The 21,230-nt window shown below is 66.1% G+C and carries 18 protein-coding genes and 3 rRNA genes (1 of these 21 running past the window's edge); 16 read left to right on the forward strand and 5 right to left on the reverse strand.

Features of this window, described 5'->3' with window-relative positions:
- The 3 genes from AC3ITW_RS01585 to rrf (AC3ITW_RS01595) form a co-directional block, all read left to right on the forward strand.
- A 23S ribosomal RNA gene (locus tag AC3ITW_RS01585) occupies positions 1-422 on the forward strand (it extends 2,458 nt beyond the left edge of the window).
- Positions 423-547: 125 nt separating this feature from the next.
- Positions 548-662: ribosomal RNA gene (gene rrf, locus AC3ITW_RS01590) — 5S ribosomal RNA — on the forward strand.
- Positions 663-794: 132 nt separating this feature from the next.
- Positions 795-909 (forward strand): 5S ribosomal RNA (gene rrf, locus AC3ITW_RS01595).
- A 499-nt stretch (positions 910-1,408) separates the two neighbouring features.
- Here the strand turns inward: rrf (AC3ITW_RS01595) and AC3ITW_RS01600 are convergent.
- Positions 1,409-3,124 (reverse strand): M28 family metallopeptidase, encoded by a 1,716-nt coding sequence (locus AC3ITW_RS01600; RefSeq protein WP_489389987.1) that lies wholly within the window; start codon positions 3,122-3,124, stop codon positions 1,409-1,411.
- Between the two features lie 86 nt (positions 3,125-3,210).
- Complete coding sequence (locus tag AC3ITW_RS01605; RefSeq protein ID WP_489389988.1) at positions 3,211-3,873, reverse strand: DUF4097 family beta strand repeat-containing protein; 663 nt, start codon at positions 3,871-3,873, stop codon at positions 3,211-3,213.
- Positions 3,874-3,968: 95 nt separating this feature from the next.
- Here AC3ITW_RS01605 and AC3ITW_RS01610 point away from each other — a divergent pair, with 95 nt between their 5' ends.
- On the forward strand, positions 3,969-5,267 hold the full coding sequence (locus tag AC3ITW_RS01610; protein ID WP_100435690.1) for a murein hydrolase activator EnvC family protein: 1,299 nt from the start codon (positions 3,969-3,971) through the stop codon (positions 5,265-5,267).
- Between the two features lie 108 nt (positions 5,268-5,375).
- The gene (locus AC3ITW_RS01615; protein ID WP_489389989.1) at positions 5,376-6,860 is read left to right on the forward strand and encodes a S41 family peptidase; all 1,485 of its coding nucleotides are present in this window, start codon (positions 5,376-5,378) and stop codon (positions 6,858-6,860) included.
- 109 nt (positions 6,861-6,969) lie between these two features.
- Here AC3ITW_RS01615 and AC3ITW_RS01620 read toward each other — a convergent pair whose 3' ends face one another.
- Positions 6,970-7,662 (reverse strand): rhomboid family intramembrane serine protease, encoded by a 693-nt coding sequence (locus AC3ITW_RS01620; protein ID WP_004138280.1) that lies wholly within the window; start codon positions 7,660-7,662, stop codon positions 6,970-6,972.
- A 226-nt stretch (positions 7,663-7,888) separates the two neighbouring features.
- Between AC3ITW_RS01620 and AC3ITW_RS01625 the strand changes: the two genes are divergently transcribed.
- Both AC3ITW_RS01625 and pnuC read left to right on the forward strand, forming a co-directional pair.
- Entirely contained in the window at positions 7,889-9,238 is a 1,350-nt protein-coding gene (locus AC3ITW_RS01625) for an outer membrane protein transport protein (protein ID WP_489389990.1), read from the forward strand.
- A 111-nt stretch (positions 9,239-9,349) separates the two neighbouring features.
- The gene (pnuC, locus tag AC3ITW_RS01630; RefSeq protein ID WP_489389991.1) at positions 9,350-9,922 is read left to right on the forward strand and encodes a nicotinamide riboside transporter PnuC; all 573 of its coding nucleotides are present in this window, start codon (positions 9,350-9,352) and stop codon (positions 9,920-9,922) included.
- Between the two features lie 88 nt (positions 9,923-10,010).
- Here pnuC and putA read toward each other — a convergent pair whose 3' ends face one another.
- Complete coding sequence (gene putA, locus AC3ITW_RS01635; protein ID WP_489389992.1) at positions 10,011-13,229, reverse strand: bifunctional proline dehydrogenase/L-glutamate gamma-semialdehyde dehydrogenase PutA; 3,219 nt, start codon at positions 13,227-13,229, stop codon at positions 10,011-10,013.
- A 274-nt stretch (positions 13,230-13,503) separates the two neighbouring features.
- Here putA and AC3ITW_RS01640 point away from each other — a divergent pair, with 274 nt between their 5' ends.
- The 6 genes from AC3ITW_RS01640 to AC3ITW_RS01665 are packed head-to-tail and all read left to right on the forward strand — an operon-like array spanning position 13,504 to position 18,331.
- Positions 13,504-13,980 (forward strand): DUF2244 domain-containing protein, encoded by a 477-nt coding sequence (locus AC3ITW_RS01640; protein WP_012509832.1) that lies wholly within the window; start codon positions 13,504-13,506, stop codon positions 13,978-13,980.
- Between the two features lie 11 nt (positions 13,981-13,991).
- Positions 13,992-14,945: a cytochrome c oxidase subunit II gene (gene coxB / locus AC3ITW_RS01645; RefSeq protein WP_004138437.1), complete on the forward strand. Its 954-nt coding sequence runs from the start codon at positions 13,992-13,994 to the stop codon at positions 14,943-14,945.
- A gap of 59 nt (positions 14,946-15,004) precedes the next feature.
- Entirely contained in the window at positions 15,005-16,612 is a 1,608-nt protein-coding gene (ctaD, locus tag AC3ITW_RS01650; RefSeq protein ID WP_012509834.1) for a cytochrome c oxidase subunit I, read from the forward strand.
- A gap of 8 nt (positions 16,613-16,620) precedes the next feature.
- On the forward strand, positions 16,621-16,854 hold the full coding sequence (locus tag AC3ITW_RS01655; protein WP_065724850.1) for a hypothetical protein: 234 nt from the start codon (positions 16,621-16,623) through the stop codon (positions 16,852-16,854).
- Positions 16,851-17,441 (forward strand): cytochrome c oxidase assembly protein, encoded by a 591-nt coding sequence (locus AC3ITW_RS01660; protein ID WP_489389993.1) that lies wholly within the window; start codon positions 16,851-16,853, stop codon positions 17,439-17,441. The genes AC3ITW_RS01655 and AC3ITW_RS01660 overlap by 4 nt, the downstream gene beginning before the upstream one ends.
- Before the next feature lie 14 nt (positions 17,442-17,455).
- The gene (locus tag AC3ITW_RS01665) at positions 17,456-18,331 is read left to right on the forward strand and encodes a cytochrome c oxidase subunit 3 (protein WP_005412024.1); all 876 of its coding nucleotides are present in this window, start codon (positions 17,456-17,458) and stop codon (positions 18,329-18,331) included.
- A gap of 20 nt (positions 18,332-18,351) precedes the next feature.
- Here the strand turns inward: AC3ITW_RS01665 and AC3ITW_RS01670 are convergent, their stop codons facing one another.
- Complete coding sequence (locus AC3ITW_RS01670; RefSeq protein ID WP_032968325.1) at positions 18,352-18,570, reverse strand: twin transmembrane helix small protein; 219 nt, start codon at positions 18,568-18,570, stop codon at positions 18,352-18,354.
- 57 nt (positions 18,571-18,627) lie between these two features.
- On the opposite strand from AC3ITW_RS01670, the gene AC3ITW_RS01675 reads away from it, so the two are divergent.
- The 3 genes from AC3ITW_RS01675 to AC3ITW_RS01685 all read left to right on the forward strand — a co-directional run bounded on the left by AC3ITW_RS01675 (position 18,628) and on the right by AC3ITW_RS01685 (position 21,227).
- Positions 18,628-19,335: an SURF1 family protein gene (locus AC3ITW_RS01675; protein ID WP_489389994.1), complete on the forward strand. Its 708-nt coding sequence runs from the start codon at positions 18,628-18,630 to the stop codon at positions 19,333-19,335.
- 148 nt (positions 19,336-19,483) lie between these two features.
- Positions 19,484-20,053, forward strand: a complete 570-nt coding sequence (locus tag AC3ITW_RS01680; protein WP_012509837.1) for a hypothetical protein — start codon at positions 19,484-19,486, stop codon at positions 20,051-20,053.
- 10 nt (positions 20,054-20,063) lie between these two features.
- The gene (locus AC3ITW_RS01685) at positions 20,064-21,227 is read left to right on the forward strand and encodes a COX15/CtaA family protein (RefSeq protein WP_004138484.1); all 1,164 of its coding nucleotides are present in this window, start codon (positions 20,064-20,066) and stop codon (positions 21,225-21,227) included.
- The last annotated feature ends 3 nt before the right edge of the window (positions 21,228-21,230 follow it).

The raw sequence follows: 21,230 nt of genomic DNA on the forward strand, positions 1-21,230 counted from the left end.
GACGGCGGTGTTTGGCACCTCGATGTCGGCTCATCACATCCTGGGGCTGTAGTCGGTCCCAAGGGTATGGCTGTTCGCCATTTAAAGTGGTACGCGAGCTGGGTTCAGAACGTCGTGAGACAGTTCGGTCCCTATCTGCCATGGGCGTTGGAGATTTGAGAGGGGCTGCTCCTAGTACGAGAGGACCGGAGTGGACGAACCTCTGGTGTTCCGGTTGTCACGCCAGTGGCATTGCCGGGTAGCTATGTTCGGAAGCGATAACCGCTGAAAGCATCTAAGCGGGAAGCGCGCCTCAAGATGAGATCTCCCGGGGCACAAGCCCCCTGAAGGAACCATATAGACTATGTGGTTGATAGGTCAGGTGTGTAAGTACAGCAATGTATTGAGCTAACTGATACTAATGATCCGTGTGGCTTGACCATATAACCTCAAGTTGCCTTGGCTTTACGACAACGTCGTAAGAGCATCCAAGTGCACGCTACGTCACAAGAACTATGCGAGGCTGGCGCCTTGTCCTCCGGGACGAGTGCGACTCTCCAAAAGCCTCCCTGGTGAAATTAGCGCTATGGAACCACCCGATCCCATCCCGAACTCGGAAGTGAAACGTAGCTGCGCCGATGGTAGTGTGGCCTAAGCCATGCGAGAGTAGGTCATCGCCAGGGTTTATACCCAAAAACCCCGCTGCTCACGCAGCGGGGTTTTTCTTATTAAGTGAAGGCACTGCTTTTTGAGTGGCTTCCGCCCCAAGGGCAAGATCGCAATGCTGGCGCTGCAAGCGCTGCTGCAACCGTCTCCCTGGTGAAATTAGCGCTATGGAACCACCCGATCCCATCCCGAACTCGGAAGTGAAACGTAGCTGCGCCGATGGTAGTGTGGCCTAAGCCATGCGAGAGTAGGTCATCGCCAGGGTTTACACCCAAAACCCCGCTGCTCACGCAGCGGGGTTTTTCTTTGTGTGCCGGAAATACGGGTAGTGCCGGCCGCTGGCCGGCAACCCGATGGCGTTACATCGCCCGGTACATCCGCGCCACGCGTGGATGCCCTCTGCGAGGAGGCATGGCGCCAACCAAGGTTGGCGGCTACCAACAGCAGGCCCACACAGCGATCGCTTGCCGGCCAGCAGCCGGCACTACAAGTAGAACCACGCCACGCGTGGATGCCCTCTGCGAGGAGGCATGGCGCCAACCAAGGTTGGCGGCTACCAACAGCAGGCCCACACAGCGATCGCTTGCCGGCCAGCGGCCGGCACTACAAGTAGAACCACGTCATGCGTGGATGCTCTCTGCACGGAACCACGGCGCCAACCAAGGTTGGCATCTACAACTGCAGGGCGATCACACACAAAAAAAGCGGCGCCCTTGCGGGCGCCGCTTTGACCTCAACGATGCTCAGTCGAGCAAGCTCGACGCTACTTCGCCGCAGCCGGGGCCTTGTCCTTCATCATTGCATCGCGGGCTGCCTTGAACGGGTTGCCTGCATACCAGTTCGGCCAGCGATCGCCGCCGGCCAGTTCCTTGCCGACGCCGTACATCAGCTGCAGGTCTTCGACAGTACCGTCCAGCTTCCAGGTGGCCGCGTCGAACTCATCCTTCGGGCCGTGGTAGCGGTTGGCGCCGTAGTCCGCTGCGGCCTTGCGACCCGCGTCCACGCCACCGTCGCGCAGGTCCTCGCCGCCATCGGCGTACAGAGCCGGCACGCCGGCCTTGGCGAAGTTGAAGTGGTCGGAACGGAAGTAGAAGCCGCTCTGCACCGAGGTCTCACCGTGCAGGGTACGGTCCTGGGCCGCGGCCAGCGGCTTGAGGATGTCTTCCAGCTCCGAGCTGCCGAAGCCGGTGACGGTCACGTCCTTGGCACGGCCAGCCACCGACATCGCATCGATGTTGATCACGCCGGCGATCTTGTCCAGCGGGAAGGTGGGATGCGCGACGTAGTACTTCGAACCCAGCAGGCCGGATTCTTCCAGGGTCACCGCCAGGAACACCACCGAACGCTCCGGCTTCGGCTCCTGGTGGGCCATTGCTTCGGCCACTTCGAGAATGCCGGCCACGCCGGTCGCGTTGTCGACCGCGCCGTTGTAGATGTTGTCGCCGGTCTCGCCCTCGTGCTTGCCCAGGTGATCCCAGTGCGCCATGTACAGCACGGCCTCGTCGGCACGCTTGCTGCCCGGCAGTACGCCCACCACGTTGCGCGATTGCTTCTGCGCGATCTGGCTCTTCAGATCGACCGCAGCGGTGGCCTTCAGCGGCACCGGCTTGAAGCCGCGCTTGCTGGCGTCCTTGTACGCCTGCGCCAGGTCCAGGCCGGCACCGGCGAACAGTGTCTTGGCGGCGTCGGCACTCAGCCAGCCCTGCACCGGGATGCGGGCTTCCGGGTCATCCTTGGCCGGCAGGTCGTACTGCGGGCCCGCCCAGGAGTTCTTCACCACGTCCCAGCCATAGGAGGCGCCGGCGGAGTCGTGCACGATCAGCGCGGCGGCGGCGCCCTTGCGAGCGGCCTCCTCGAACTTGTAGGTCCAGCGGCCGTAGTAGGTCATGCGCTTGCCGTCGAACAGCTTCGCGTCATCGACGTGGAAGCCCGGGTCATTGACGAACATGACGACCGTCTTGCCCTTCCAGTCCTGGCCGGCGTAGTCGTTCCACTTCTGCTCCGGCGCATCTACGCCGTAGCCGACGAACACCAGGTCGCTGGCATCGACCTTCACTTCGGCCTGGCCGGTACGGGTGCCCACCACCATGTCGGTGCCGAACTTCAGCTCGGTGGTCTTGCCGCCCTGGGTGATCTTCAGCACGGTCGATTCGTTGGCCGTGGTCTCGGTCATCGGCACGTCCTGGAACCAGCTGTCGCCGTTGCCGGGCTGCAGGCCGATGCGCTGCATCTGGTCGCGGATGTAGTTGACCGTCAGTTCTTCGCCCTTGCTGCCCGGGGCGCGGCCTTCGAATTCATCCGAGGCCAGGGTCTTGACCATTTCGGCGAAGTCGCCGGCGTTGATTTCCGGCGAGAACGAATGGGCGGCCGGCTTCGCAGCGGCGGTGTCGGTGGCCGGCGCGGGCGCCGGAGTATCTTCGCCTTTGCAGGCACTGAGCGCGGCCGCAGCGGCCAGGCACAGGAGGAGTTTGCGGGGCATCGTCGATTCCTGGAAAACAAAGGGCGGCCACACCTCGTGCGTGGCCGGTAACAGCGAGTATCACCGAACCGAACGGCCCGGTGCGCTCAATCCGCCGGAGCGGTTTCGGCGTCGAACGAGATCGGCTCGGCGCCGGTGACCGGCCCGATACGAGCGGTGCGATGCACGTACAGCACCACCTCGCGTTCGAACTGCAGTGGGCCGCTGACCACGGCGTTCGGGCCAATGATCACGCGCGGCTTGCGGCTGGCGGTGAGCGAGACGCTGAAGTTCGGCTTGCGCACATGCACGCCACCGTTCACCTGCGAACCGATGCCGACGGTGATATCGCCGTTGACGGTCTCCACGTCCTTGCCGACGCGGCTTTCGACCAGGCCGATGCCACCGTTCACGGTTTCGACGCCGCCTTCGATCTGGCTGCCGCGATCGCTGAAGATGCTGCCGTTGACCGTGCTGACGTCGCCACGGGCGATCACCTCGCGGCCCAGGCGCACGCCGCCGTTGACCGTCTCGATCTGGCCGGTGCGTGCGCGGTCGGCGACCTTCACCCCGCCGTTGACGGTGTCGATACTGCCGGTCTCGACACCTTCGCCGACACGGATGCCGCCGTTGACGGTATCCAGTTTGCCGTAGCGCTGGCCGACGTCGGCGCTGATGCTGCCGTTGACCTTGCTGATGTCTTCCTGGGCCGCAACCGGCCCGGTGGCCAGCAGCACGCCGAACAGCAGCGGAATGGAAAGAGTTTTCATGGGGACCTCGATGGATGTGCGGCTGGCAGGCCGCGTGCGGAGATGTCACCATTCCCCGGTACCCCCTGCAACTGCCTGAAGTCACTGGAAAGCCCTTGCGCAACAACGCCTTCCCATCACGCCGACATCACATCGCCGCCATCCGCGGCGGGCGCTGCCTGCTGCTGGGGCTGGCGTTGGCCCTTGCCCTGCCCTTGCCCGGTGCTGCGCAGACCACCCGCGAGACTGAGCGCAAGCTGCAGAAGCTGCGCACCGAACTGAAGGGCGTGGCGCAGGAGCGCCGGCAGATCGAAGGGCAGCGCGGCCAGGCATCACAGCAGCTGCGCGAGGCGGATGAGAAGGTGGCCCGCACCGGTCGAGCGCTTGCGCAGACGGAAACCGCGCTGCGCGAGCAGGGAAGGGCCCTGGCCGAGGCCGAACAACGCCGCAGCACGCTGCAGGCCAACCTCGCCCAGCAGCATCGCGAGCTGGCCGGCCTGCTCCGTGCGGCTTACCAGCTGGGCAACCACGCACCGTTGAAGCTGCTGCTGTCGCAGGACACGGTGGCCGATGCCAATCGCGCCCTGGCCTACCACCGCTACCTGCAGCGCGAGCGCGCAAAGCGCATCACCACGCTGACTGCCGACCTCAAGGAACTGGAGGCGCTGCAGGCGCAGATCGCTGAGCGCAAGCAGAAGCTGCAGGGCGCGCAGCAGAACCAGAAGCAGCAGGCAGCGGCCCTGGAAGTCGACCGCCGCGATCGCGCAAAGACTGTTGCCTCGCTGGACGAGCGCTTCAAGGACCAGCGCGAGAAGGAACAGGCGCTGGGCCAGGACGCCAAGGCGCTGGAAACACTGCTGGCCAATCTGCGTGCGGCCGCCGCCCGTGCCGAGGCCGAGCGTCGCGCGGCTGCGCGCCGTGCGGCAGCGGAGAAGGCCGCCGCAGAACGTGCGGCACGCCAGGCCGCCGCGCAGGGCCGGCCGCCGCCGCCCACCAAGGTGCCGCCTGCCGTGGCCTCGGCGCCCGCCCCGAAGGTTGGAGGCCTGGGCTGGCCGTTGTCCGGCAATCTGCTGGCGCGCTATGGCGGCAAGTTGCCTGACGGCCGCACCAGCAGCGGTGTGCTGATCGGCGCCCCGGCCGGCAGTACCGTTACTGCCGTGGCCGATGGCACCGTGGTGTTCTCCGATTGGATGACCGGCTACGGCATGATCCTGATCGTCGACCACGGCAATGGCTACATGAGCCTCTACGCGCACAACGACACCCTGCTCAAGGACGCCGGCGCCCGGGTCAGCCGCGGCGACGCGGTGGCCAAGGTCGGCAATTCCGGCGGCCAGGGCGTGACCGCGCTGTACTTCGAGCTGCGGCGTGGCGGGCAGCCGGTCAATCCGGACAGCTGGCTGCAGCGGCGCTGAATCCAGCGCTACTGCGGGCATGGCCGATTCAACGGGAATTTAGCTGTGCTTCGCGCATAATCGGTGCATGTGCCTTGGGCACGATGCCATCGTCGACAGGAGTGATCCATGCGCGCAGCCCGTACCGCCACCCTCTTGCTGGCTCTGTTGCCAGCGCTGTCCTGGGCGCAGCAGACCGCGCCCGCCCCGAGCCAGGAAACCAGCGGGCAGGCGGCGAACAGCGAGGAGGCGGTGACCTCGAAGGTGCCGCTGGAAGACATCCGCCGTTTCGTGGCGGTCTACAACGCGGTTCGCGCCGCCTACGTCGATCCGGTCGATGACAAGAAGTTGATGCAGTCGGCGGTGCGCGGCCTGCTGCTCGACCTTGATCCGCACAGCACCTATTTCAACAAGGAAGACGCGCAGGCCTTCGACGAGCAGGCCAGCGGCGCCTATGAAGGCATCGGCGTGGAGCTGCAGCAGCAGCCGGACAACGCCAGCATGAAGGTGATCTCGCCGATCGACGACACACCGGCGGCGAAGGCCGGCATCCTTGCCGGTGATCTGATCATCGCCATCGACGGCAAGCCGATAAGCAAGATCGACGCCAGCGAACCGCTGCGGGGCGCCGCCGGCAGCAAGGTGGTGCTGACCATCGTGCGCGAGGGCAAGCCGAAGCCGTTCGATGTCAGCCTCACCCGCCAGACCATCCGTGTGACCAGCGTGCGCAGCCGCCTGCTGGAACCGGGCTATGGCTACATCCGCCTGAGTACCTTCCAGGCCGACACCGGTTCTGATTTCCAGAAGCATGTGCAGCAGCTGCAGAAGCAGTCCGGCGGCCAGCTCAAGGGCCTGGTGCTGGATCTGCGCAGCAACCCGGGTGGCCTGCTGACCGCCGCCGTGCAGGTGGCCGACGACCTGCTCGACAAGGGCAACATCGTCAGCACCCGCGGCCGCATCAGCATCAGCGATGCACGTTTCGATGCAACGCCGGGCGATCTGTTGAAGGGCGCACCGGTGGTGGTGCTGGTCGACGCCGGATCGGCCAGCGCATCGGAAGTGCTGGCCGGCGCGCTGCGCGACAACAAGCGTGCCCGCGTGGTCGGCAGCCGCACCTTCGGCAAGGGCTCGGTGCAGACCGTGCTGCCGCTGGACAACGGCGATTCGGTGAAGCTGACTACCGCGCGTTACTACACGCCCAGCGGCAAGTCGATCCAGGCCACCGGCATCGTGCCGGAGGTCGAACTGAAGCCGGCCGCTACGCCGGTCGAGGATGCACTACCGGCCAGCCTGAGCGACTACAGCGAAGCGACCCTGCCGGGCCATCTGCGCGGTGACGACGAAGGCACCGAGGGCTACCACGCCGGTGCGGTACTGCCGGGCGATGGCCCGATCAACGACGCGCTGGCCGAGCTGAAGAACCCGGGTTCGGTGGCTGCACGTCTGAAGGCCGAGGCAGCGAAGGCCGCTGCGGCCAAGGGTGCGAAGTCGGCGGCCGCGAAGCCGGAGGCCACGCCGGATGCGAAGGCCGAGCCGAAGGCGGAGAGCAAGCCGGAAGCAAAGCCGGAAGCAAAGCCGGAAGCAAAGCCCGCTCCGGCCCCTGCCAAGCCCTGACGGTAGCGCCGGGCCATGCCCGGCGACGAAACCTGCAGTCGAGCGAGCTCGACGCTACGAACGAACGAGCGGGTGCATGGAGCCGGCCAGCGGCCGGCACTACCAGGGGTCAGAAACCGTGGCGCTTGCGCAGCTTGCGGGCGATCGCGGCGCGCACGTAGACCCCGTACACCAGGCCGAACATGAAGCCGCCGATGTGCGCCCACCAGGCGACCATGCCGAAGCTCGGGCCGATGTGAGCGAACACCACCTGCAGTGCGGCCCAGACGCCGATCAGCAGGTAGGCCGGCGCGCGCACGAACTCCAGGAACAGGCCGAGCGGGATCACCACGCCCAGCCGGGCGCCCGGGAACAGGGCCAGATAGGCGCCGATCAGTGCGGACACCGCGCCGCTGGCGCCGATGATGATCTGGTCCGGGCTGCCCATGGTGTAGATCGCCACCAGGTTGGAGACCGCACCGCCGACCAGGAACAGCAGCAGCAACCGCCACGGCCCCAGCACCCGCTCGGCGGGCAGGCCGAAGATCAGCAGGAACACCAGGTTGCCCAGCAGGTGCGACCAGTCGGCGTGCAGGAACAGGGCCGTGAACAGCCGCAGCACGCTGCCGTCCTGCAGGGTCGCCCACCAGTCCAGCGGGTGGGTCAGGCCGGTGGACAGGGCGCCCCAGTCCAGCCAGAGGCTGCCCCGGGCGTCGTCCGGACGCGAGATCGACCACAGGAACGCCAGCCACAGTGCCGCAAACAGCACGGGCGTGGCCCAGCGCAGGGCCGCCTTCTTGCGCGACGGGAGGGAGACGAACATGGGCAATAGCCTAGCGTGCGGGCGCCTGCGGCGGGATTTGTCCTGTTCAGCTTTTGAGACGAAAAAAGCGCCTGCGCCGTTATTGTTTCATTAACAGCTCTGGGTAATACTCGCATACGGCGTCGTATGTCGGGAGGGGAATCCGGCGCGCTCCGAAGGGCCCCAGGGCCTGCCGGGCGCAGGCGCACTCAGAGCACCATCACCGCTTACCGGAGAGAGAACTACGATGCAAACCGCTTCCACCATTGCCCGACTGACCCTGCTGGCCGTCGGCGTTGCCGGTGCGCTGGCCGCCGCCGATGCCAACGCTGCCGCCTTCCAGCTGAAGGAAAACAGCGCCAAGGGCCTCGGCCGCGCGTTCGCCGGTTCCGGCAGCGCCGAGGGCGACGCCTCCATCATCGCCGTCAACCCGGCCGGCATGCGCCAGCTGGAAGGCACGATGGTCCAGGGCGACCTGAGCGCCATCAGCTTCAAGGCCGAGTTCAAGGGCCAGGGCCGCAATGCGGCAGGCCGCCCGCAGACCGGTGGTGACGGCGGCGACGCCGGCATGATCGCTCCGGTCCCGGCTGCGTACTTCCACATGCCGATCGGCGAGAAGGCCCACTTCGGTGTGTCGCTGACCGCACCGTTCGGCTTCAAGACCGAATACGACAACGGTTGGGTCGGTCGTTACAGCGGCCTGAAGACCGATCTGAAGGCCATCGACCTCGGCTTCGCCGCGTCGTATGACGTCAACCCGTACGTGTCGTTCGGCGCGTCGGTGTTCGTCGAGCACCTGACCATCGAGCTGAGCAACGCCGTTGACTACGGCAGCATCCTGGCCGGCGCCGGCGCTCCGGGCTTCGCCCCGGGCAGCTCGGATGGCACCCTGAAGATCGAGGGTGACAACAATGCCGTGGGCTGGACCGTCGGTGGCCTGTTCTCGATCGACGAGAACACCCACATCGGCCTGAGCTACCGTTCGAAGGTCGAGCACAAGATCACCGGTGGTGATGCGACCTTCAGCGGCGCCGACCGCGCCCGTTCGCTGCTGACCAACTCGCCGCGTACCCGTGGCTGGTTCATGGACACCAGCGGCAAGGCCACGGTGACCATGCCGGCCTCGGCCACCCTGAGCGTGACCCACAAGGTCAACGACCGCTGGACCGTGATGGGCGACGTGACCCGCACCGCCTGGTCGACCGCGTTTGACAGCGTGACCGTTGACTACGCTTCGCCGCAGCCCGATTCGGTTCTGGAGTTCGGCTACCGCGACACCACCTTCGTGTCGCTGGGCGCCGACTACAAGCTGAGCGACACCGTCACCCTGCGCGGTGGTGTTGCACTGGACCAGACCCCGACCACCGACGCCCACCGCGACGTGCGCGTGCCGGATACCAGCCGCAAGTGGCTGTCGCTGGGCGTGGGCTGGACCCCGTCGGCAAACACCGAGTACAACTTTGGCTACACCCACCTGTTCACCAGCGATCCGAACGTGAACGTGCGTGCCACCACTGCCAACCAGGGCAACTCGCTGTCGGGCAAGTACAAGGTCCGTGGCGACGTGCTGGCGGCTTCGTTCCAGTACAAGTTCTGATTCGGGCCTCGGCCTGACGCAGTACACGGAAGGCCCCGCGCAAGCGGGGCCTTCTTTTTGTGGGGCGGTTTGGGGCATCCACGCATGGCGTGGATCCACGACAATAGCGCCATGAACCTGTCCGATCCGAACTTCCAGCTGGAGCTGGCTGCCAACATCGCCGTCGCCGGCTCGATCCTGCTGGCCGGGCGCAACAACGTGCACACCTGGTGGCTGGGCATCGTCGGCTGCACATTGTTCGCCGCCGTGTTCGAGCGTTCGCACCTGTACGCAGACATGGTGCTGCAGTTCTTCTTCATCGCCATCAGCGTGCTGGGCTGGTGGCAGTGGCTGCGCGGTGATCACGGTGCGCCGCTGCCGATCACCTCATTGCGACCACGCGCTTGGGCATGGCTGGCGCCGCTGGCGGTGGTGGCCACGTTCGGCTACGGCTGGATGCTGACCCGCCTGACCAATGCCTATGCGCCGTACATCGATTCGGCGGTGCTGGTGTTGAGCGTGATCGCGCAGATCCTGATGATGCGACGCAAGCTGGAATCGTGGTGGGTGTGGCTGCTGGTGAATACCGTTGCGGTGCCGCTGTACTACAGTCGTGGCCTGCACCTGACCTCGATCCTGTACGTGGGTTTCTGGATCAACGCGCTGGTGGCGTTGCGTCATTGGCGCAGCCTGATGCGGGTGTAGAGCCGGGCCCATGCTCGGCGCTACAGGAAACAAGGCACGAAAAACCCCGCTTTCGCGGGGTTTTTCGTTTACCGCATGACGCCTGGAATCAGTCGCCCAGGGTCAGCAGCGAGGCGTTGCCGCCGGCAGCGGTGGTGTTCACCGTTACCGTCTTTTCGGTGGCAAAGCGCAGCAGGTAGTGCGGGCCGCCGGCCTTCGGGCCGGTGCCGGACAGGCCCTGGCCGCCGAACGGCTGTACGCCGACCACTGCACCGATCTGGTTGCGGTTGACGTAGACGTTGCCGACGTGGACGCCGTTGCTGATGCGGTCGACGGTCTCGTCAATGCGCGAATGCACGCCCAGGGTCAGGCCGTAGCCGGTGGCGTTGATCTGGTCGATCACCGCGTCGAGCTGGTCGCCCTTCCAGCGGATCACGTGCAGGACCGGACCGAACACTTCCTTCTGCAGCTGGCCCAGGTCCTTCAGTTCGTACGCACGCGGTGCGAAGAAGGTGCCGTTGGCTGCTTCGACAGACAGCTCGGCGGCAGCAATCAGGCGCGCTTCGCGGTCCATGCGTTCGGCGTGGTCCTGCAGGATCTTCAGCGCGTCGGCGTCGATCACCGGGCCGACGTCGGTGGACAGCAGGCCGGGATTGCCGACCTTCAGTTCCTTCATCGCACCGGCCAGCATGGTCATCACCTTGTCGGCGATGTCGTCCTGCACGAACAGCACGCGCGCAGCCGAGCAGCGCTGGCCGGCCGAGGTGAAGGCTGAGCCGATCGCATCCTTGACCAGCTGTTCCGGCAGCGCCGAGGAGTCGGCGATGAAGGCATTCTGGCCACCGGTCTCGGCAATCAGCACACCGATGGCGGCGTCACGTGCAGCCATCGCGCGGTTGATCGCACGGGCGGTGTCGGTGGAGCCGGTGAAGGCCACGCCAGCCACGCGTGGGTCGGCGGTCAGCGCGGCACCGACGGTCGCGCCGTCGCCAGGCAGGTACTGCACCACGTCGGCCGGCACGCCGGCGTCATGCAGCAGCTTCACCGCGTAGTAGCCGATCAGATTGGTCTGCTCGGCTGGCTTGGCGATGACGCTGTTGCCGGCGGCCAGTGCAGCGGCCACCTGGCCGAGGAAGATCGCCAGCGGGAAGTTCCACGGGCTGATGCAGACGAACACGCCGCGGCCATGCAGCTGCAGCTCGTTGGATTCGCCGGTCGGGCTCGGCAGCTTCTCGGCGTGGCTGAACTGCTCGCGTGCCTGCTTGGCGTAGTAACGCAGGAAGTCCACCGCTTCGCGCACTTCGGCGATGCCGTCGGGCAGGCTCTTGCCGGCTTCCTTCACGCACAGTGCCATGAACTCCGGCATGCGCGCTTCCAGCTGGTCGGCGGCGTGCTCGAGGATGGCGGCGCGGCTGGCGGCCGGGGTGCGGTTCCAGGCCGGCTGCGCGGCCACGGCATTGGCCAGTGCCTTCTGCACGGTGGCGGCATCGGCGGCCTGCCACTGGCCGACCACTTCGCGGGTGTCGGCCGGATTGGTCACCGGCTGCGTGGCGCCGGCTGGGTTGGCACCCGGCACCAGCGGCGCGGCCGACCACGGCTTGACGGCGGTGTTGAGCTGCTCGGCCAGGGCGCGCAGTTCGTTGTCGTTGGCGAGGTTGGCGCCCATGGAGTTCTTCCTGTCGTGGTTCTGGCTGCGCAGCAGGTCAACCGGCAGCGGGATCTTGGGATGCGGAATCGATTCGAACGAAGCAACCATCTCGACCGGATCGCGGATCAGGTCGGCGATCGGTACGCGCTCGTCGGTGATGCGGTTGACGAAGCTGGAGTTGGCGCCGTTTTCCAGCAGGCGGCGCACCAGGTACGGCAGCAGGTCTTCATGCGAACCCACCGGCGCGTACACGCGGCACGGCAGGTTCAAGCGGTCGGCCGGCACCACTTCGGCGTACAGGTCGTCGCCCATGCCGTGCAGCTTCTGGTGCTCGTACACGCCGCCATTGGCGATGCTGCGCACGGCCGCGATGGTGTGTGCGTTGTGCGTGGCGAACATCGGGTAGATCGCGTCGGCATGGGTGAACAGGCGCTTGGCGCAGGCCAGGTAGGAGACATCGGTGTTCTGCTTGCGGGTGAACACCGGGTAGCCCGGATAGCCTTCGATCTGCGCGCGCTTGATCTCGGCGTCCCAGTAGGCGCCCTTGACCAGGCGCACCTGCAGGCGGCGACCGGCGCGGCGCGCCATGTCGGCCAGGTGGTCGATCGTGTACGGCGTGCGCTTCTGGTAGGCCTGCACGACCACGCCGAAGCCGTCCCAGCCGGCCAGCGACGCATCGGAGAACACCTGCTCGATGATGTCCAGCGACAGTTCCAGGCGGTCGGACTCTTCGGCGTCGACGGTGCAGCCGATGCCGTAGCTCTTGGCCAGCTGTGCCAGTTCCAGCACGCCTGGTACCAGGTCCTTCAGCACGCGCGCGCGCTTGGCGTGCTCGTAGCGCGGGTACAGCGCCGACAGCTTGATGGAGATGCCCGGGGCGTTGTTGACGTCGCCGTCCGGGCGGCCACCGCGTGCCTTGTGATCGCCACCGATGGCGTGGATCGCACGTCGGTAGTCTTCCAGGTAGCGCAGCGCGTCCTTCATGGTCAGCGCGCCTTCGCCCAGCATGTCGAACGAGTAGCGGTAGCTGGCGTTGTCGCCCTTGTGCGAGCGCGACAGCGCTTCGCTGATGGTGCGGCCCATGACGAACTGGTGGCCCATGATCTTCATCGCCTGGCGCACGGCCAGGCGCACCACCGGCTCACCGACGCGGCCGACCAGGCGCTTGAACGCGCTGGGCGCATCGGCGCGGGTAGCGTCGTTCATCTGCACCAGCTTGCCGGTCAGCATCAGGCCCCAGGTGGAGGCGTTGACCAGCACCGAGTCGCTGCCGCCCAGGTGCTTTTCCCAGTCGGCATCGGCCAGCTTGTCGCGGATCAGCTTGTCGGCGGTGTCCTGGTCCGGAATGCGCAGCAGCGCTTCGGCCACGCACATCAGCAGCACGCCCTCCTCGCTGCCTAGGTCGTACTGGCGCATGAAGGCTTCGATTGCGCCCTGGTCCTTGGCGCGCACGCGCACGCGGCCGACCAGGTCGGCGGCCAGCGCCTGCACCTTGGCCTGTTCCTCGGCGGGAAGGCGCGCCTGTGCCAGCAGTTCACGCACGTGGCTGGCCTCGTCCTTCAACCAGCCATCGGTGATGGCCTGGCGGAACGGGTTGGGGGACGCCGGCAGTTCCGGCGACAGCAGCGCGCCGGGACGCGAAGCGTCGCTGGCGGCAGGGGAGGAGAAGGGTGCGTTCATGCCGGTCCGGCCAATGGAAAACTTGGCGATTTTAATCATTTTTACGCCTTGGGGAAGTGCCCCGCAGCCACCTTCGTGAAGGGCTGATAGCCCCTAACCGTGGTGGGTTCAGCGTGTTCAGAAAGTCCTGCGGAATTTGTGCCGAATTCGTCATTCACGTTGCCGGGGTCATGCTGTGTTGCAGCATCGGAAAAAGTGTGAATGCACCCTTGCTACTGGCGAGAGGGCGGGGCTACCATCGAGACGTTTCCCGCGGCAGGAACGCGGTTGCGACATGATCGAGGTGCTTACAGCTCCAGATGGATCAGGTACGCAGCTGCGACTGCGTCCCCCACGGGCGCTCGATGCCCGGCAGTTCGTCCTGTTGTTTGCTGTGTTGTCGGGAGCGATGTGGCTGGTGTCCGCCTTCGGGTGGTTGGCCGGCAATGCATTCGCTCCCCTGTTCGCGCTGCTGTACAGCCTGCTGCTGGCAGCCGCGTTGCGCGCGTTGTGGCGCAGCGGTGAACGGCAGGAGGAGATCCGGGTAGTACCGGCGTGCGTGGAGGTCATCCCCGTACCCGGTGGATCGCCGGTGTTCCGGGCCCACCCGCACTGGGTGCGCCTGCTCACCGACGACGAGAAGGTCCGGCTGGCATCCAGCGGCCGGCAGGTGGAGGTGGGGAGTTTCCTCGCGCCGGCCGAACGTCAAACGCTTGTTGAAACGCTTGAAGATTTGCTCGCCGCCAGCGATGGCGGCAACCGACGACGCTAAGGGTCTAGGCAATGAAGCAAAGCAGAGGGTGGGGCACGAAGTGCGTTGCAATGGTCGCCACGATGGCGGCTCTGCTGTCGATGCCGGGGACGGCACTGGCCCAGGCGGCCGATCCAAAACCGTGGCAGCTGAACATGGGCAAGGGGGTGACCCAGACCTCACGCCTGGCCTGGGAATCGAACAATCTCTCGCTGATCGTCTGTACGGTGATCGGCGTGATCGTGTTCGGCGCCATGGCCTACGCCATGTTCAAGTTCCGCAAGTCGAAGGGCGCGGTGGCCGCCACCTTCAGCCACAACACCAAGGCCGAAATCATCTGGACAGTGATCCCGGTGATCATCCTGGTGGTGATGGCGTGGCCGGCCACGGCCAACCTGATCAAGATGTACGACACCCGCGATGCCGAGATGACGGTGAAGGTCACCGGCTACCAGTGGATGTGGAAGTACGAGTATCTCGGTGAGAACGTCACCTTCACCAGCCGCCTGGACCGCGAGTCCGACCGCGTGCGGCAGAGCGGGGTCGTGCCGACCCGTGAGAGCCATCCGCATTACCTGCTGGATGTCGACAACCGGCTGGTGCTGCCGGTCGATACCAAGGTGCGCTTCGTCATCACCTCCGACGACGTGATCCACGCCTGGTGGGTACCGGCACTGGGCTGGAAGCAGGACGCCATCCCCGGCTTCATCAATGAAGCCTGGACCAGCATCGAGCAGCCCGGCGTCTACCGCGGCCAGTGCGCCGAGCTGTGCGGCAAGGACCATGGCTTCATGCCGATCGTGGTCGAGGCGGTGTCCAAGGAGGAGTTCAAACAGTGGCTGGCGCAGCGCAAGCCGGCGCCGCCCGCTGGGCCGGCAACGCCGGCGGCACCTGCCGAACCGGCTGCACCGGCGAGCGAGGCACCGGCTGCGCCTGCTGCTGCAGAAGCGGGCAGCGCACCTGCCACCGCTGCCAGCGGCGCGTGATGTAAAGCCCGCGGCCGTTCGCGGCCGTGGAGACAACCGATTCTGAGAGGTGTTTTGCAATGGCGCACTCGGCAGTTGGGCACGACGATCACCATCACCAGCAGAGTTTCTTCGAGCGTTGGTTCTTCTCGACCAACCACAAGGACATCGGCACGCTGTACCTGGGTTTCAGCTTCATCATGTTCATCATCGGTGCGGCGATGAGCGTGGTGATTCGCGCCGAGCTGGCGCAGCCGGGCCTGCAGTTCGTCAAGCCCGAGTTCTTCAACCAGATGACCACCGTGCATGCGCTGGTGATGATCTTTGGCGGCGTGATGCCGGCCTTCGTCGGCCTCGCCAACTGGATGATCCCGCTGCAGATCGGCGCGCCGGACATGGCGCTGCCGCGCATGAACAACTGGTCGTTCTGGCTGCTGCCGGTGGCTTTCAGCCTGCTGCTGCTGACCCTGTTCCTGCCCGGCGGCGCGCCGGCCGGTGGCTGGACGCTGTACCCGCCGCTGTCGCTGCAGGGCGGCTACAACGTCGCCTTCAGCGTGTTCGCCATCCATGTGGCCGGCATCAGTTCGATCATGGGCGCGATCAACATCATCGCCACCGTGCTGAACATGCGTGCGCCGGGCATCGATCTGCTGAAGATGCCGATCTTCTGCTGGGCCTGGCTGATCACCGCGTTCCTGCTGATCGCGGTGATGCCGGTGCTGGCTGGTGCGGTGACCATGCTGTTGACCGACAAGTTCTTCGGCACCAGCTTCTTCAACGCCGCCGGTGGCGGTGACCCGGTGATGTACCAGCACATCTTCTGGTTCTTCGGGCACCCCGAGGTCTACATCATGATCCTGCCCGCCTTCGGCGTGGTCAGCGAGATCATCCCGACCTTCAGCCGCAAGCCGCTGTTCGGCTACCAGGCGATGGTGTACGCCACCGCCGCCATCGCGTTCCTGTCGTTCATCGTCTGGGCCCACCACATGTTCACCGTGGGCATGCCGCTGGGCGGCGAGATCTACTTCATGTTCGCCACCATGCTGATTTCGATCCCGACCGGCGTGAAGGTGTTCAACTGGGTCAGCACCATGTGGCGTGGCTCGCTGACGTTCGAGGCACCGATGCTGTGGTCGGTGGCCTTCGTCATCCTGTTCACCATTGGTGGCTTCTCCGGCCTGATGCTGGCGATCGTCGCCGCCGACTTCCAGTACCACGATACCTACTTCGTGGTCGCGCACTTCCACTACGTGCTGGTGACCGGCGCGGTGTTCGCGCTGATCGCCGCGGTGTACTACTGGTGGCCGAAGTGGACCGGGCGGATGTATAGCGAGAAGTGGGCCAAGGTGCACTTCTGGTGGTCGATCGTGTTCGTCAACCTGTTGTTCTTCCCGCAGCACTTCCTCGGCCTGGCCGGCATGCCGCGGCGTATTCCCGACTACAGCGTGGCCTTCGCCGACTGGAACCTGATCAGCTCGATCGGTGCGTTCGGCATGTTCGCCACGCCGTTCATGATGGCCGCGATCCTGCTGTCCTCGCTGCGCAACGGTGAGAAGGCCGAGGCCCGTTCCTGGGAAGGTGCGCGCGGCCTGGAATGGACGCTGCCGTCGCCGGCGCCGGCGCATACCTTCACCACGCCGCCGACGATCCGCCCGGGCGACCTGGCACACGACGACATCAGTCATTGAGGTGCGCGATGCACAACGAAGGCCCGCTGCAGACCTGTAGAGCCGAGCCATGCTCGGCTGATGCCCTGGGTAGAGTCGAGCCATGCTCGACTGACGAAAAGCAGCCGACCAGCGGTCGGCTCTACCAGGGTGGAAGCATCGAGCAGCAACGCCAGCGCGCCAGGCGCACGGCGATGTGGGTCGGCGCCATCGCCGTGCTGGTCTACGTCGGCTTCATCCTCAGCGGCGTGATCGGCCGATGAGCGAGGCGCCGGCCAGCACACCGTCACCCAGCGCCGGGCTGCCGCGCCTGATCGGCGTGGCGGTGGCGGTGTTCCTGCTCACGTTCTCGCTGGTACCGCTGTACCGCATCGCCTGCGAAAAGGTGTTCGGCGTGCGCCTGGAACGCGGTCCCGGTGGCGAAGAGAGTGCCGGCGCGGCGGCCGGCAAGCGCACCGTGCGCGTGGAATTCGATGGCGGGGTCAACTCACGGCTGCCATGGTCGTTCCATCCCGAGCAGCTGACCATGGACGTGGTGCCCGGCGAACTCAACGAAGCGCTGTACTTCGCCCGCAACGACAGCCAGCAGGCAGTGGTCGGCAGCGCGGTGCCTTCGGTGGCGCCGGCGCGCGCGTCGGGTTTCTTCAGCAAGACCGAGTGCTTCTGCTTCACCGCGCAGACGCTGCAGGCCGGCGAGAAGCGCGACATGCCGGTGCGCTTCATCGTCGATCCGGACCTGCCGCCGGAGATCAAGACGATCACCCTGTCCTACACCTTCTACCGCAATGACGCGCTGTCCGATCGGCTGGCTCCGGCCGCCACCTCGGAAGGCGCGCACGCCGCACCCTGACCCCGGATACCGACATGGCCCAGACACCGACCGACGCCAACGTGTACTTCGTCCCGGCCCAGAGCAAATGGCCGTTCGTGGGTTCCATCGCGATGATGGTGACCATGGTAGGCGTGGCCAGCTGGCTCAACGATGCCAGCTGGGGACGCTGGACGTTCTACATCGGCATCGCGATGCTGGTGCTGACCCTGTTCTGGTGGTTCAGCGACGTGGTGCGCGAATCGCAGGCCGGCAACTACAACCATCAGGTCGATGGCTCGTTCCGGATGGGGATGATCTGGTTCATCTTCTCCGAAGTGATGTTCTTCGGTGCGTTCTTCGGCGCGCTGTTCTACACCCGCAACCTGGGCCTGTCGTGGCTCAGCGGTGAAGGCCGCGGGGTGATGACCAACGAGCTGCTCTGGCAGGGCTACTCGGCGGGTTGGCCCACCAATGGCCCGGCGGCGATCGGTGGTGCGTTCCAGACCATTCCGGCCTGGGGCCTGCCGCTGATCAACACGCTGATCCTGCTCACCTCCGGCGTGACCCTGACCATCGCCCATCACGCGCTGAAGGCCGGTAACCGCCGCCAGCTGCTGATCTGGCTGGGCCTGACCGTGGTGCTCGGCCTCGGCTTCCTGACCCTGCAGGCGGAGGAGTACATCCACGCCTACAAGGAACTGAACCTGACGCTCGGTTCGGGCATCTACGGTTCGACGTTCTTCATGCTGACCGGCTTCCACGGCGCGCACGTGCTGCTGGGCACGATCATGCTGATCGTGATGTGGCTGCGTTCGGCGAAGGGGCACTTCACCCGCGACAACCATTTCGGTTTCGAAGCCGCCGCGTGGTACTGGCACTTCGTCGACGTGGTGTGGCTGATGCTCTTCATGTTCGTCTACGTGCTTTGACCGCGCACGTATCGGTGGCCTCAGCCGCCGATACCGTGCGGTTTGATCCAGCCCATGTAGATGCTCACGATCACCAGTACGATCAAGGCCACCGACATCCCGATGCGGCGTGTCAGTGCGTTGACCGTGCGCTTGGTCTGGCCGCGGTCGACCAGCAGGTAATACAGGCCGGCGCCCAGATTCCAGACGATGACGATCAGAAACGCGATTACCAGCAGGGTCTTCAGCGAATCACTCATGCGCGGCTCGAGGGCAGGGTGGATGGGCCTATCTGACCGCGTTTGCGCGGACTTGTCATGATGCGCCAGCACACGCGCCTGATCGGCTGGCTGTTGGCGCTGCTGGCGATGGCCGCTTTCACCGCATTGGGGCTGTGGCAGCTGCAGCGCATGCATGCCAAACAGGCAATGTTGGATGCGCAGGGTCCAGCTGTGGCACAGGCGTTGCCGCTGTCGCAGGCACTCGCGGCCCCCGGCGCGTTGCACGGTGTGGCCGACCATGGCCGTTTCCTGCCCGGCGTGGTGCTGCTGGACAACCAGACTCGGCATGGTCGCGCCGGGGTGAAGATCTATCGTCCGTTCCGCAGTGACGGATGCAGCGTGCTGCTGGTCGATCTCGGCTGGCGCGCGCTGCCGCCGGATCGCACGCTGCCGGATGTGCCGGCGCCGCCTTCGCCAGTGGCCGTGCGCGGGCTGCTGGCGCCGCCGCCGTCGGCGGGACTGGCACTGGGTCCCGCATTCTCCGCAACCGATGAGGCCGGGCGTTGGCTGGCCAGCCGCTTGCCCGCCGAGGGTCTCGCGCAGGCGCTTGGCCTGCCGGCATTACCCGACCGCGTGCTGCGGCTGGATCCGGCGCTGCCGTTCGGCGACGAACGCGATCTGGACCTGCTGCCGAACACGCTGCCGCCACAGCGCCACCTGGGCTACGCCGTGCAGTGGTTCGGGCTGGCCCTGACCGTGCTGGTCGTTGCGCTGGTGCTGGAGCGGCGCAGGAGACGTCATTGATCAGGGTCCCGGTAGTTGCCGACCTTGGTCGGCGCTGTTCCCCGACCAAGGTCGGGCGCTACCAGTGCAAGGGAGCCACCCGGAACCGTTCGGGAGTTACGCCCGGCGCAGTCAGCATCCTCTACCCAACCATGAGAAAATGCCCCGCATGAACACTGCTACGTCCCCGCAGGCGCGCGGCTCCGGCCGCCGGACCCTGGTGCTGCTGTTTGCCGTGTTCTTCGGGGCGATGGCGCTGGCCGCCGTGCTGCGCTTCACCGGCTGGCAGCCGACCGGGCACCGCAATGCCGGCCAGCTGCTGAAGCCGCCGGTCGACCTGCGGCAGCAGGCTCCGGCCCTGGCCAATGGCCAACCCTACCCTTGGAACCCCGAGGCGCGTACCTGGCGTCTGCTGGTGGCACCGGCCGGGGCCTGTGATGCGCAGTGCGTCACTTTGTCGCAGGGACTGGGCAAGGTGTGGCAGCTGTTCGGCCATAACGCCGATAATGTCGAGATTCTGTGGCTGGGAACGCCACCGGCGTCGATCGCCTCGCTGCCCGCGTTGCGGCCGCTGGCTCCGTCGCCAGCCCTGCGCGCGGCGTTGCCGGGCGTCGATGATCCGGCGGGCCTGCCGGTCTACGTGATCGATCCGAACGGCTTCGTGATCATGCGTCATGCCCCGGGCAGCGACCTCGGTGGCCTGCGCAAGGACATGGCCACGTTGCTGAAACTGAAGTGAGTCCTGTTTGATGAGCCTTTCCGCGCGTCCGGCGCTGCACCGCAATTTCCACCGCCTGGCGTGGTTCGCCATGATCATGACTGCGAGCACGATCATGTTCGGTGCGTTCGTGCGTCTGTCCGATGCCGGCCTGAGCTGCCCGGACTGGCCGACCTGCTATGGGCAGGCCACCTGGCCGCAGCATGTGGAAGAGACCCTGGGCCACCCGGCGACGGAGATCCGTCCGCTGGAAACGCACAAGGCCTGGCGTGAGCAGGTGCACCGCTTCCTGGCCGGCGCGCTGGGCATCGAGATCCTGACCCTGGCGCTGCTGGCCACGCGCAAGCGGCGATTCGGAAGCACGGCGGTGGTGACCGCCTGCGTGCTGGTGGCCGCCGGCATACCGCTGTACATGATGGGCTGGCATGGCACGGCCAGCGCCCTGGCGCTGATCGGCGAGGCGATCCTGCTGATCGCCGCGCTGCGCTGGAGCAACATCGACCTCGCCCGCGCTGCGTTGCTGACCTTGGCGGTGGTGATCTTCCAGGCCCTGCTGGGCATGTGGACGGTGACCCTGCTGCTGAAGCCGGTGGTGGTGATGGGCCATCTGCTGGGCGGCATGCTGATGTTCGGCCTGCTGGTGTGGATGGCGTGGCGCGCCACGCACATGCCGATCACCCTGGCCGAAGCACCGAAGCTGAAGTGGCTGCTGCGCATCGGCGTGGCGGTGCTGGTCACCCAGATCGCACTGGGCGGTTGGGTCAGCGCCAACTACGCGGCGCTGGCCTGCGGCGGCGGCAGTGCCTCGCTGGACAACTTCCCGCGCTGCGCCAACCAGTGGTGGCCGCAGCACAATTTCGTCGAGGGCTTCACCCTGTGGCGCGGCATCGGCGTGGACTACGAAGGGGGCGTGCTGGATGGCGCCTCGCGTATCGCCATCCAGATGGCGCACCGCATGTTCGCGGTGGTGGTGGCCGTTTACCTGCTGTGGCTGGGCGTGCGCCTGTTCCGGTTGCCGAGCATGCGTGGCTGGGCCAGCGCGCTGATCGCGCTGCTGGTGCTGCAGGTCACCCTCGGCATCCTCAATGTAAAGCTGGCGCTGCCGCTGGAAGTGGCGGTGGCCCACAACGGCGTGGCCGTTGCCCTGTTGTTCGTGCTGGTCAGCCTGCTGGCCCGCCTGCGTGCCCCGGACTGATTC

Source organism: Stenotrophomonas sp. KH_052 (assembly GCF_057838755.1).